This window comes from Rubrivirga sp. SAORIC476, from assembly GCF_002283555.1.
Classification (GTDB): domain Bacteria; phylum Bacteroidota; class Rhodothermia; order Rhodothermales; family Rubricoccaceae; genus Rubrivirga.
The window spans coordinates 533,401-546,274 of the sequence record NZ_MVOI01000003.1 but is presented as its reverse complement, the minus strand read 5'-3'; the positions used below and the strand labels follow the sequence as shown (position 1 = coordinate 546,274).

General features: G+C 71.2%; 9 protein-coding genes. 4 read left to right on the top strand and 5 right to left on the bottom strand.

Annotated features, from left to right (window positions below):
• Positions 1–6 precede the first annotated feature (6 nt).
• The 3 genes from B1759_RS04235 to B1759_RS04225 form a co-directional block, all read right to left on the bottom strand.
• On the bottom strand, positions 7–726 hold the full coding sequence (locus B1759_RS04235; RefSeq protein ID WP_095513785.1) for an intradiol ring-cleavage dioxygenase: 720 nt from the start codon (positions 724–726) through the stop codon (positions 7–9).
• A 70-nt stretch (positions 727–796) separates the two neighbouring features.
• On the bottom strand, positions 797–1,975 hold the full coding sequence (locus tag B1759_RS04230) for a PepSY domain-containing protein (RefSeq protein ID WP_095513784.1): 1,179 nt from the start codon (positions 1,973–1,975) through the stop codon (positions 797–799).
• Between the two features lie 203 nt (positions 1,976–2,178).
• Positions 2,179–3,120 carry a hypothetical protein gene (locus B1759_RS04225; protein ID WP_095513783.1) on the bottom strand — a complete coding sequence of 314 codons (942 nt, stop codon included), beginning with the start codon at positions 3,118–3,120 and terminating at the stop codon, positions 2,179–2,181.
• Positions 3,121–3,371: 251 nt separating this feature from the next.
• On the opposite strand from B1759_RS04225, the gene B1759_RS04220 reads away from it, so the two are divergent.
• From B1759_RS04220 to B1759_RS04205, 4 genes are all read left to right on the top strand, one after another.
• Complete coding sequence (locus tag B1759_RS04220) at positions 3,372–4,106, top strand: winged-helix domain-containing protein (RefSeq protein WP_095513782.1); 735 nt, start codon at positions 3,372–3,374, stop codon at positions 4,104–4,106.
• 122 nt (positions 4,107–4,228) lie between these two features.
• Positions 4,229–7,717 carry a methylmalonyl-CoA mutase family protein gene (locus tag B1759_RS04215; RefSeq protein WP_095513781.1) on the top strand — a complete coding sequence of 1,163 codons (3,489 nt, stop codon included), beginning with the start codon at positions 4,229–4,231 and terminating at the stop codon, positions 7,715–7,717.
• Positions 7,718–8,275: 558 nt separating this feature from the next.
• Positions 8,276–9,259 carry a M23 family metallopeptidase gene (locus B1759_RS04210; protein WP_095513780.1) on the top strand — a complete coding sequence of 328 codons (984 nt, stop codon included), beginning with the start codon at positions 8,276–8,278 and terminating at the stop codon, positions 9,257–9,259.
• A gap of 285 nt (positions 9,260–9,544) precedes the next feature.
• A complete protein-coding gene (locus B1759_RS04205) occupies positions 9,545–9,763 on the top strand; it encodes a DUF2795 domain-containing protein (protein WP_095513779.1) in 219 nt (72 codons plus the stop codon).
• 165 nt (positions 9,764–9,928) lie between these two features.
• On the opposite strand, the gene B1759_RS04200 is transcribed toward B1759_RS04205, so the two are convergent.
• Together B1759_RS04200 and B1759_RS04195 are read right to left on the bottom strand one after the other, a co-directional pair.
• The gene (locus B1759_RS04200) at positions 9,929–10,174 is read right to left on the bottom strand and encodes a hypothetical protein (protein WP_095513778.1); all 246 of its coding nucleotides are present in this window, start codon (positions 10,172–10,174) and stop codon (positions 9,929–9,931) included.
• Between the two features lie 207 nt (positions 10,175–10,381).
• The gene (locus tag B1759_RS04195) at positions 10,382–12,817 is read right to left on the bottom strand and encodes an ATP-binding protein (protein WP_095513777.1); all 2,436 of its coding nucleotides are present in this window, start codon (positions 12,815–12,817) and stop codon (positions 10,382–10,384) included.
• Positions 12,818–12,874 lie beyond the last annotated feature (57 nt).

The window sequence follows — 12,874 nt, the reverse complement described above, 5'->3', positions numbered from 1 at the left end:
GGCCGGTCAGTCGATGAGCAGTGCGATGTCGAACGCAGCCGTGTAGGCGCCATCCGTCTCCGACACGTCGAGCAGCATCCGCGCGCCGCCCCGGCGGTAGATGCCGTCGCTGGCGTTGGAGCGGTCCTGCACCCCGCGTGTGGCGTAAGGCGCCGCGGACGTGTAGATCTCCCGCGACAGGGCATCGTCGAAGAAGAGCTGGGACGTGAACTCGTACGCCGAGGCAGACGGGGCCGGGGACCGCACCTTGAAGTGGATGTGGGGCGTGCGGCCTGCGTACCAGCCGGGGTAGATCGTCGTGAACCGCGCCGCGCCGTCGGCGCCGGTCTGCTGGCTGCCGCGCAGGAAGCGGGTGCCGCTCTGGCTGCCCACCCCGGAGTAGGCGCCCGACGCGTCGGCGTGCCAGACGTCCACGATGGCACCAGGAAGCAACTCGCAGGCGGACCCCGCGACGCGCGAGACGCTGAACGCCAGGGCCAGCGGAACGCCCGCCCGGTCCTCGCGGATGTCGCTCCTCAGCAATTCTGCGTCGACGTAGAAAGGGCCCTCGGTCAGCTCCGGGCGGACGACGCACGAGCCGGAGAGAGGCTCGTCTTCGCCAGCCGTCGTCTCCTCGCACCCGGCGAAGGCGAGCAGGAACGGGGTCGTGAACAGGCCGAGCGCCTCCCGGCGTGTGAGCACCGAGCCGACGTCGCCGTGGCCGAGAGGATGTGGATGGTCGTGCATGGGATCGGGGCGGGGAGAGGCGTCACGAAGGACCGTGCCCGCCTCGGCGCCGAGGTGGGCTGGGCTACGTTCAGGCGCTCGCGAGCCGTCGGCGGCGGCGGCGCCACGCGCGGAACCGCCGCCACGAGAGCGCGAGGCCCGTCCACACCAGCAGCGCCGAGCCGAGGCTGACGAGCCCGGCGACGGTCTGGCCGACGACCCCGAGCACCTCGCCCGTGTGGGCGAATCGGAGGATGACGCGTGCCCGCCGCGCCGCAGACTCGGCCTCGAAGGGCTCCCAGGCGACCTCCGCCCCCGTCCGGCGGTCCACGACGAGTTCGGCCCGGTGCTGGGGCTGGCCGCCGGTTCCGCGGTCGAGGTCCAGTGTGACCGTCGAGTCGGACTCGGCAGGCACCTGGAGGGTGAGGCGCCGCCAGCCGGGCAGGCGCGCGTCCGCCCGTGCGAGGAACACAGCGAGGGTGGCCTCGGCCTGCGTGGAGTCGGGGACCTCGGGCGCCATGCCGGGGTCGGGAGGGCCGGGCTGTCCCGGCCCAGCCGGGCCGTTCTCGCCGACGACCGCGTACACGAGGTCGCTCGCCCACGGGTACGAGATGACCACGCCGGAGCCCACGATCACCACCAGCGGCAGGACCGACCACAGCCCGATCACGTTGTGCCAGTTGAAGTCGCGGGCCTTCGGCGAGAGCCCGCGCCGGAACCACGTCACGTTGCGGAGCACCTTGCGGGTCCAGTTCCGGGGCCACCACAGGTAGAACCCGCTCAGGACGAGGAACAGGAAGCCCAGATTGCAGGCGCCCGTGATGGCCCGCCCGACGCGTCGTCCGTCGTCGCCGGCGCCCAGCCAACGGTGCCAGCCCGTGACGGCGTCGAAGAACGCCCGGGTGCCCGCGTCTCCCTCGCCCAGCACGGCGCCGGTGTAGGGATTCGCGAAGCGCGTCCGGTCTCGGCCGTAGGCGACGGCGACCGGCGCGTCGGGGTCGGCGCGCCAGGTGAGGGCGGACGGCGAGGCGGGATCAAGGCCCTGCCGCTGGTCCGCCTCGGCGATGCGCTGGAGGAGGTCGCCCGCGTCCAGGAGGGTGGCTTCGGGCGTCGGCGGCGCCGCGTCCAGGCCGCGCGTATCCGCCCAGTCGATCATCTGGCGTTCGTACGTCAGCAGAACGCCCGTCACGGACATGATCAGGACGATGGCCGCGACCCCCACCCCGACGACGAGATGGCACCAGAACAGAACCGTGCGAAACCGCTTCATGGATCGAGTCTTCGGGATCGGGGGATGGGTCCGGGTCTAGCGAGCCCGGCGGAGACAGGTTCCGCTCCTGAACGCCCTCGCCGCTTCCACCCCGACGGGGCCCTCGCCCCCGCAGCGTCGCGCCTGAGACGGGGCCCCCGAAACAGACGCGGCCGCCCCCCCGAGATGGGAGGACGGCCGCAGAACCGGTCGAGGCGGGGGCGCTACGGGAGCGAGACCGAGGTGGAGGTCGTCGCCTGGACGCCGCCTTCGGTGCCGCGGTGGGTCGCGGAGACCGTGCCGCGGAAGTCCGAGCCACCCGCCGCGGCCTTGTAGATCCGGAGGAGGATGTACGAGTTGGAGGCGGTGTGGGTGACCGTGGTGGCCGCCGGGAGGGCGCCGCCGCCGGCGACGACGCGGTGGGTGCCCGTCAGCACGAGCGCGTCACCCTTCGTCGGGAGGTAGAGGAACCACCACTTCTTGAGGACCTTCGTGGAGGCGCCCGCCGAGTGCAGGACCCAGGGCCAGTTGGTGATGAACGACGTGCCGCAGGTCTTGTAGGACTTGCCGCCCGCGCTGAAGGCGCTGCTGCAGCGGAGCTGGAAGGCGCTCGCGCTGGACGCCGTGGTCGTCCGCTGGATGGGGGCGGACTCGTAGCGGCTGCCCAACTCCGCCTCGGTCTTCGTGTTGAAATCGGCCACGCTGGCGGTGGTGCCGCTGAAGACCTTCGTCTCGCCGATCTTGTAGACGGCCGACCCGATCTGGATGACGCCGGTGGGCGACAGCATCGACGCGAGGTACGTGTCCTCGACGATGCTCACCCGCACCTGCTCTTCCTTGATCTCGCCACGCTCCAGGGCCTCCACGTCGGCGATCTCCGCACCGGCCATCGAGAGGAAGGACGCGGCGGCGCCGAAGCTGGTCTGGCTCGGGGTGCCGCCGCTCGGGATCGTCGCGGAGGCCTGGTCGGCCGAGAGCTTGGCCTGGTTCTGATACGCCTCGTCGAACGCGGCCTGCGACGAGAACACCATGTACGGGGTCGAGGGGGCCGACTGGGCCAAGGCAGGCGACGCGCTGGAGGCGGCGTCGGGGCCGGCGGTGTCACACGCGGTGACGGAGAGAGCGAGGATCGCGACGAACGCGAAGGTGCGAGTCAGACGAATCATCTGAGAAGGGGGTCGGCAGAACCGACGGCATCGAGAGAAATGTCGGCGGGAGCCGACCGTCCGAGGAGTGCAGGTGCCGGGGTGGCATGTCTGTGTCCTCGTCGTGATGCAAAGGTCCGCTGTCACGAACATGCGTCGCATGGAGCCAGGATTAGAGTTGATGACGAGTGGATTAGAGAGGATGGAGTCGGGGTTAAGCCGTATGCTCTCCCTTCGCCGAGGGTGCGTGTCGTCGTTTTCTCACCACATCTATGACTGGCTCCTCGTCCCTCCGCACCATTCTCGTCGCCGACTCGCCCGAGGTCGTCAATGCAGTCCGGCGCTCCTTCCCCTCGCCGCACACGGTCAGTCACCATCCGTTCGACGCGGTGTCCGACGGGACGGGGCCCTCGAACCGGCTGATGGCTGCCATCGCCGAGGCGGACGCGGTGCTGGTCGAGTGGGACCTCTACCGCGCGCCCGCCATCGGGTCCCTCGCGCGGGGGCGCACCGAGCGCGCTCCGCTGGTCGCCGTCGGCGCCGACGCGGCCGTCGAGCACGGCCCCGCGCTCGCGGTCGGGGCGGACCGCTACCACGCGCTCCCGGTGGACCTCTCGTTGCTCCGCGCCCAGGTGGTCGCGCACCGACGGGCCGGGTGTCATCGCCCGACGCCGGATCGCCCGGCATGGTCGCGCGACCAGCCGACCGCCTCGGGCGCGCTCGTGATCGACTGGCCCGCCCGGCAGGCGCGAGTGGGGGCCGCCTCGCTGCCGCTGACGCCCCGCCAGTTCGAGGTGCTGGCTTTCTTCGTGGCCCACCGCGGCCAGTGCGTTTCCCGAGACAGCGTGCTGGAAGGCGTCTGGGGCTACACCTTCGAGACCGGCACCAACCTCGTCGACGTGTACGTTCACCACCTGAAGCGTCGGCTGGCGGCGCACGGGGTGGCGAACCCCTTCGAGGCCGTCCGGGGGCGGGGCTACCGGTTCGGGATCGAGGCGGAGGCGTAGCGGGCCTCCGGGCGGACGAAACGGCGGTGACGGAAGGGACGGCCGAACGCCCCCATTCCCGGCGCGTTCACCGGAGTGGACCGCCCGCCCGCCTACCTTTCGGAAGCCCTTCCGACGCCCCGATGTACACCCCCACGCACCCCGTCCGCTTCGTCACCGCCGCGAGCCTGTTCGACGGCCACGACGCGGCCATCAACATCATGCGGCGGATCCTGCAGGCGCAGGGCGTCGAGGTGATCCACCTCGGGCACGACCGGAGCGTGGACGATGTCGTTCGCACGGCCATCGAGGAGGACGCGCAGGGCATCGCGATCTCGTCGTACCAGGGCGGCCACGTCGAGTACTTCAAATACATGGTGGACCTGCTCCGCGAGCGGGGCGCGGGCCACGTCAAGGTGTTCGGCGGCGGCGGCGGCGTCATCGTCCCCGAGGAGATCGAGGAGCTGGAGGCCTACGGCGTCGCCAAGATCTTCTCCCCGGAGGACGGCATGCGGATGGGCCTGGAGGGCATGATCGCGTCGATGGTGGAGGCATGCGACGTCGACCCGCTGCGCGGATCGGGGACCGGGGGGTGGGGAGCGGAGAACGAGCAGAACGCCGACGAGCCTGGGGTCGCGACGACCGCGGCCCGCGCCACGGACGTGCAGAGCGTCGCTCGGGCGCTGACCGCCGTGGAGCAGCGTGCGGCCGAGCCGACCGGCGACGGCGCGGTGCCGGCGGTGCAGCCCACGCCCGACGCCCCACGCACGACGGTCCCCGTCCTCGGCATCACCGGCACTGGCGGCGCGGGCAAGTCGACGCTGACGGACGAACTGGTGCGGCGCGTCCTGAACGACTTCGACGACGTGCACGTCGCCGTCCTGTCCGTCGACCCGACGCGCGGGCGAACGGGCGGCGCGCTCCTGGGCGACCGCATCCGGATGAACAGCCTGTACGGCGAGCACGCGGACCGCGTCTACATGCGCTCGTTCGCGACGCGCCAGGCGCACCGCGCCACCTCGGGCGCACTCCGCGACGCCGTCGACGTGTGCCGTGCGGCGGGCTTCGACCTGGTCATCGTCGAGACGGCCGGCATTGGCCAGTCCGACACCGAGGTGGCCGAGCTGGTCGACGTGTCGCTCTACGTCATGACCTCCGACTTCGGCGCGCCGACGCAGCTGGAGAAGATCGGGATGCTCGACGTGGCCGATCTGGTGGCGCTCAACAAGTTCGAGAAGCGCGGCGCGCAGGACGCCCTCCGCGACGTCAAGAAGCAGGTCCAGCGCAACCGCGGCCAGTTCTCGACGCCGCCCGCCGACATGCCGGTCTATCCGACGATGGCGGCGCAGTTCAACGACCCGGGCGTGTCGGCGCTCTACCTCGCCCTCCTGGATCAGCTCCGCGCCCACGGCTTCGACCGGACCTCGTCGCTGTTCGACGCCGCCACGCTGCCCGAACTGGACCCGTCCGAGCTGGCCGTCATCCCGCCTGCGCGCCAGCGCTACCTCGCCGAGATCGCCGACACGTGCCGCACCTACCGCGGCTGGGCCGAGGCCGAGGTGGCGACGGCCCGCAAGTGGGGCCAGGCGGTCGGCGCCCAGAAGCAGGTCGCGTCCTGGGGCCCCGAGGACCGCGACGCGCTGGAGGCCCGCCTCGGGCAGATGGCGGACCACTGGTGGGGCCGCCTCGACGCGCGCAGCCGCGCCATCCTGGAGAACTGGGACGCCGTCGCCGCGCAGTACGCGGGCGACGAGCTGGTCTACACCGTCCGCGGGCGCGACATCCGCCAGCCGCTGACGCGCGAGACGCTGAGCGGGACGAAGGTGCCGCGCGTGGCGCTGCCCCGGAGCGAGGACCCGGGCGAGCGGCTCCGCTACGCGCTGCTCGAGAACCTGCCCGGCCACTTCCCCTTCACCGCGGGCGTCTTCCCGCTCAAGCGCGAGGGCGAGGACCCGACCCGCATGTTCGCGGGCGAGGGCACGCCGGAGCGGACCAACAAGCGGTTTCACCTGGTCAGCCTCGGGCTGCCCGCGAAGCGTCTCAGCACGGCCTTCGACAGCGTCACCCTCTACGGCCGCGACCCCGACCCGCGTCCCGACGTCTACGGCAAGGTGGGCACGTCGGGCGTGAGCATCGCGACGCTGGACGACATGAAGAAGCTCTACTCGGGCTTCGACCTGTGCGCGCCGACGACGAGCGTCTCGATGACGATCAATGGCCCGGCCCCGGCCATCCTGGCCATGTTCATGAACACGGCCGTCGACCAGCAGGTCGAGACGTTCCTCAAGGCCGAGGGGCGGTGGGAGGCCGCGGCGGCGCGGATCGCCGACGAGTTGGGTGACGACCGGCCGCACTACACGCCCTACGTCGCCGACGACGCGGCCGACTCCGGCGCCGGGGCGGGCCTGCCCGAGGGGCACGACGGGACGGGCCTCGGCCTGCTCGGCACGTCGGGCGCGGAGCTGGTGACGTGGGGGCTGCTCTCCGAGGACGAATACCAGGCCATCCGGACGCGGGCGCTGCAGTCGGTGCGCGGGACTGTTCAGGCCGACATCCTGAAGGAAGACCAGGCCCAGAACACCTGCATCTTCTCGACTGAGTTCTCGCTCCGCTGCATGGCCGACGTGCAGCAGGCGTTCATCGACGAGGGCGTCCGCAACTTCTACTCGGTGTCCATCTCGGGCTACCACATCGCCGAGGCGGGCGCGAATCCGATCTCGCAGCTGGCGTTCACGCTGGCCAACGGCTTCACCTACGTCGAGGCGTATCGGGCGCGCGGGATGGACGTGGCGGCCTTCGCGCCCAACCTGTCGTTCTTCTTCTCGAACGGCATGGACGCCGAGTACGCCGTCATCGGCCGCGTCGCCCGGCGCATCTGGTCGGTCGCCATGAGGGAGCTCTACGGGGCCGACGAGCGCAGCCAGAAGCTCAAGTACCACATCCAGACCTCGGGCCGCAGCCTCCATGCGCAGGAGATCCAGTTCAACGACATCCGGACGACGCTCCAGGCGCTGCTGGCGATCTACGACAACTGCAACTCGCTGCACACCAACGCTTACGATGAGGCCATCACGACGCCGACCGAGGAGAGCGTCCGCCGGGCCATGGCGATCCAGCTCATCATCAACCGCGAGCTGGGGCTGGCGCAGAACGAGAACCCGATCCAGGGCGCCTACATCATCGACACACTCACCGACCTCGTGGAGGAGGCCGTACTGATGGAGTTCGAGCGCATCTCCGACCGCGGCGGCGTCCTCGGCGCGATGGAGTCGATGTACCAGCGCGGCAAGATCCAGGAGGAGTCGATGCTCTACGAGCACCGCAAGCACTCGGGCGAGCTGCCGGTCGTGGGCGTCAACACGTTCCTCCCGCCCGAGGGCGCCGAGACGACCACCGAGGTGGAGCTGATGCGCGGCACGGACGCCGAGAAGCAGCGCCAGCTCGACGGCGTCGCCCGCTTCCACCGCCGCCACGCCGACGAGTCGGCGGCGGCGCTCACCGAGCTGCAGCGCGTGGCCCGGGAGGGGGAGAATGTGTTCGAGTCGCTGCTGGAGACGGTCCGCGTGGCGTCGCTGGGGCAGATCACGGCGGCGCTCTTCGAGGTCGGCGGGCAGTACCGGAGGAACATGTGACCTCGGCCCCGAGGGGCAGGGGGGGGCACTCTGTACGCCCTCGTTCCGTTTCTCGCCGCCGCTGCTCAGGCGCAGACACCGCCGCCGAGGCTCGCATCCGGCCGACGTTCTGGGACGCACCCAGCCGACCGCACGCCGAGCGCTCTCAACCTGATCATCGGGCGTGGAGGGAACGGATGGAGTCCCCCCTCGGCCCGTCGTCGAGGCGAGCGGGGAAGCGGCCGCACATGCGAGCGAGCGGCGCCAACATCCAGCGATTCAAGGACGGACGGGGTATTACGAATTGACCCCGTGACACCGGGGATGATGGAGAGATAAGGGAATCCCGGGGGGAGGAGTTGTGGAATGCCTGGCTCTCCCTCTATGTTTGCCCCCGCTGTGAAGCGCTTTCCCCACCCGGAGTGGCCTCCCCCGGCCGCCCGAGCGCTCCACCCCGGGTCTCGGCCCGGTTGTTGCGTTTCGGAAGCGCGTGCACGGACGCGCACACTCTCCCCAGTACGGCCCCTCCCCCGGCGAGGGGCCGCACTGGGGAGCCACCACCGCCTCCCACTCGTCCGCATGCCCGACAACCGCTTCTTCTACTACGACCACGACGCCTGCACCTTCGTCGAGGTCGAGCCCAGCCGGAAAGGGTTGTGGCTGAAGGCCGGCGCCATTCTCTGCCTCTCGCTCGTGCTGAGCGCCGTCGGCATCGGAGTGCTCTCCACCGTGACCACCTCGCCCGCGGAGGTCGCCCAGGCCGAGGAGATCGACGCGCTGCGCGGCCAGCTCGCCTCGGCGCACTCGCAGTTGACGTCGTTCTCGGATGAGCTGGAGGACCTCGCCGAGACCGACCGCGAGATTTACCGCACCGTCCTCAACGCGGAGCCGATCTCGGAGGACGAGTTCCAGCTCGGCGTCGGCGGCGCAGAGGACTCGCGCTTCGCCCGCTTCTCGACGCCCACCGCCGAGCTGCTCACGGAGACCGCGGAGACGTTCGACCGCCTGGAGCGTCAGCTGCAGCTCCAGAGCCGCTCTTACCAGGAGATCCGGACGCTCGCCAGCCAGCGCGATGCCGTCCTGCGCCAGCAGCCCGCCATCCTGCCCCTCAAGGGCGCGCGGCTCACGTCCGGCTTCGGGATGCGCTTCCACCCCATCCTGCGCGTCTCGCGCATGCACGCCGGCGTCGACTTCCCGACGCCCGTCGGCACGCCCCTCTACGCGGCGGGCGACGGCCGGGTCAGCTTCGTCGGCACGAAGAGCGGCTACGGCAACGTGATCGAGATCGACCACCCGCTCGCGGGCAAGGTGACGCGCTACGCCCACCTCTCGCGTGCCGCCGACGGCATCCGCGAGGGCTCGCTCGTCCGCCGCGGCCAGACCGTCGCCTACAGTGGCAACACCGGCCTTTCGACGGCGCCGCACCTGCACTACGAGGTCCGCCTGCTCAACGAGGAGCGGACGCCCATCAACCCGGTCTCGACGTTCGTGCCGGACGTGACGCCGGCCCAGTACCGCGAACTCGTCGAGGCGGCGCGCTCCCAGACCATCTCGTTCGACTAGCGTCGTCCGAGTGACGGGGCCGGGCCGAGGGGCTCGGCCTCGGCTTTCGCATCGAGGAGGGCGCTCCGAGACGCACATCTGCGCGGCACAGCCCAGCAGGAGCGCTCGGCCTCCCCTCCGTTCCGAGGACGGACGACCGCCAGTGTTCAGACGATGCGCGAGGCGGGCGCGCCAGCCTTCGCACGTTCCGCAGGAACCTTCCCAGCCTGCGCCGTTGCATTTCCGCGGGCTCGGGTCTATCGTGCCCCGCCGACGTATTCCCCTCTCCTGACCCCTTAGATCCGTATGTATTGGACGCTCGAACTGGCCGCGACGCTGGAGGACGCGCCCTGGCCGGCGACCAAGGATGAACTCGTGGACTACGCCGACCGGACGGGCGCGCCCGCGGAGGTCATCCAGAACCTCGAAGAGATGGAGGACGACGGCGCCCCCTACGAGAGCATCGAGGAAGTCTGGCCGGACTACCCGACCCACAACGACGACTTCTACTTCGAGGACGACTGATCGTCGTCTCCCGGTTCGCTAAACGGCGACGAGCCTCCGGTCCGTGGTGGACCGGAGGCTCGTCGCTGTCTGGACGACAGGGGCTGGCGCCCGACGCGTCGCCTCTGTTCGCGTGCAGGGCCGCAGTCGTCTCCCATGACCGCTCTGCACTGCCCGAAGGCGAGATCAGGCGGCGAGACGTGCCGAGGCGACATCGAACGCCCCCAGGGCGTCGTCGACGAAGCGGCGACCGGCGCGCTCGGCGGCGTGTGGCGTGCGATAGCCCGCGTCGGACGCGTGCAGCATCAGGTCGTGATGTCCGATCTCGAAGGCGAACGCGTCCTCGGCAGCGCGGAGCCGGAGCTCGAAGCCACGGTGCACGAACACGGAGCGGGCAGGAGTCACGATGGGGGAGAGGGAGGCGGTGGGCATCAGTCCGGAGGGAGTATCGGAGGAACGAGCACCCCCATTGAGAAACCGGTGCCCACATCCGGTACACACCTTCCGGTCGCCGGATTTGTCCGGACTGGCGTGACGCTGGGCCCAGGTGTTCGGCGCGCGATCCCATCGTGAGACGTGCGTCTCAGGCGCAATCCCGCCTCGACAGAGGGCCGACGGCGACTCCTGAGGCCGGGTCGGCTACGCCGGAGCGGCGAGAAGCGCCAGGGCGGCCTCGGCCGTCGCGTGGAACCGATCGAGGGCGTCGAGGAGCGCATCGCGTGCGTCCGTCACGTCCTCGCCCGCGCGTCCGCGACGCTCGATCTCGAACGCCGCATGGGCGAGCGCGTCTGCACCGAGCGTCCCGAAAGCGGCCTTCAGTTTGTGCGCCGCCGGGGCCGGGTCCGCCCCGGCCAACTCGTCCCGGAGCGTGGGCTCGGTGCGCAGGTAGGCGTCCAGGATCTCCGCGGCGAGGGCGCCGTCGCCATCGGCGAGGGCGCGGAGGTGGTCGGCGATGGCCTCCGGTGTGGGGGCGTCGGGCCGGAGCGCGCCGGGGCCGGGCTCCGGGAGAGCGGAGGGCGCCGGACGATGCGCGTCCTCGCCGCCACGAACCTCCCCGTGCCGGGCCTGGTCGATGGCTTCCTGAAGATCGTCGAGGCGGACCGGCTTGGAGAGGAAGCCGTCCATGCCTGCCTCGCGGCAGCGAGCCTGGTCCTCGGCGAAGGCATTGGCTGTCAGCGCGACGACGACGGGCTGGCGCTCGGGGGGGAGCGTGGCGCGGAGCCGCCGGGTGGCTTCGAGGCCGTCCAGCACGGGCATCTGGAGGTCCATCAGCACGAGGTCGTAGGTCGCGCGGTCGAGCGCGTCGAGGGCCTGCTGGCCGTCTTCGGCCACGTCGGGGACGACGCCGAGGCGGGAGAGCAGGCCCACCGCCACCTTTCGGTTGACCTCGTGGTCCTCGACCAGCAGCACGCGGACGGGGCCGGTGTCGGGCCGCGACGCCCGCACCTCGGGTACGTCCTCGGCCAGTCCGGTCAGCCGGGTCGTCACGTCGCGGAATCGATCCGACCGGACCGGCTTGGTCAGCACCGCGTCGAAGAGGCCCGCCGTGACGACGTGGCTTCCGAGCGGGGCGAGCAGCAGGATGGGGCGCCCCCCGCGCGCGATGTCGGCGCGGAGGTCGTCGGCGAGGCGGACCGCGCCGTCGGCCAGCGCGATGGCTGCGAGATCGTACCGGCCGCCGTCGGCCAGCCACGCCCGCGCCTCGTCTGGGGTGGCGACGGGGTAGACCGTGAAGCCGCACTCCTCTCCGAGCGCGGTGACCGCCTCGCGGGCGTCGGCGTGCGGGTCGACCAGCAGCAGGACCCCCGCCGAGACCTCCGGGGGCGGGGGCGGCCCCTGGACCTCGGGCAGCGGGACGGTCACGGTGAACGCCGAGCCGGCGCCCACGGCGCTCTCGACCTGGACCGCTCCTCCCATCTGTTCGACGAGTCGCTTCGAGATGGCCAGCCCGAGCCCCGTCCCCCCGAACCGCCGCGTGGTGGAGGCGTCGACCTGGGTGAACGACTCGAAGAGCAACGGCTGGTACGCCTCCGGGATGCCGATCCCGGTGTCTGAGACGCGGATCGTCAGGTCGGTGAGGCCGCGGCGGGTGCGGGCGTCCAGCCGGAGGGTGACCCCGCCCGCCTCGGTGAACTTGACCGCGTTGGAGAGGAGGTTGAGGACGACCTGTCGGAGGCGGGCACCGTCGGCCAGGACCACCGCGGGGACGTCGGGCTCCACGTGGCAGACCACCTCGACGCCCTTCTGGGTGGCCGCCTGTGCGACCACCGCCACGGCGTCGTCGGCGAGGGCGCGGAGGGCGACGGGCTCGGCCTCCAGGTCTAACCGCCCGGCCTCGATCTTCGAGAAGTCGAGCACGTCGTTGATGACGCCGAGGAGGGCGCGCCCGGAGGCCTGGATGGTGTGGACGTAGTCCCGCTGGTCCGACGAGAGCGCCGTCGTGGCCAGCACGTCGGTCATGCCGATGACGCCGTTGAGGGGCGTCCGGATCTCGTGGCTCATCGCGGCCAGGAACTCGGACTTGGCGCGCGCGGCGGCCAGCGCCGTCTCCTTGGCGTCCTGGAGGGTCTGGATTGACTCCTGGCGCGCTCGGGACACGAACACCCCGAGCGCCCCGAGGGTGCCGAGGGTGGCCAGGAAGGCCCCCGGTGGGACGCCCGGCCTCCCGATCGAGTACACGCCCACGGCCGACGCGCTGACGAACACGACAGTGTAGGCGGCCAGCAGACGAGGCGTCTGGATCCCCGCCGAGCACCCTAGGAACACCAGCAGCATTCCGAACGCCGCCGTCGGCGTGAGGCCGCTCGCGGTGGCGACCGTGATCTGCCACGCCGAGATCGCGAAGAAGAGGGCGTAGACGAGCAGGTAGGCCCGGCGGCGGACCGTCGCGCTCGTGAACGTCAGCACGCCGAGCGACAGTGCCGACAGGCCGATCGCCAGGCGCCCCGCGCGGGGGTCGACGGCCTCGGGCGCTCCGAACTGGTACACCCAGCCGATGCCCACCAGCGCCGCGCCGCCGACGAACAGCAGCACACGGTAGATCCAGAGAGGGAGCGAGGAGGCGTCGGTCGGCACGGGGTGTTTCGGAGCAGACCGGGCGATTTGGTAACCGTCCGGCCCCGCGGAGGGGAT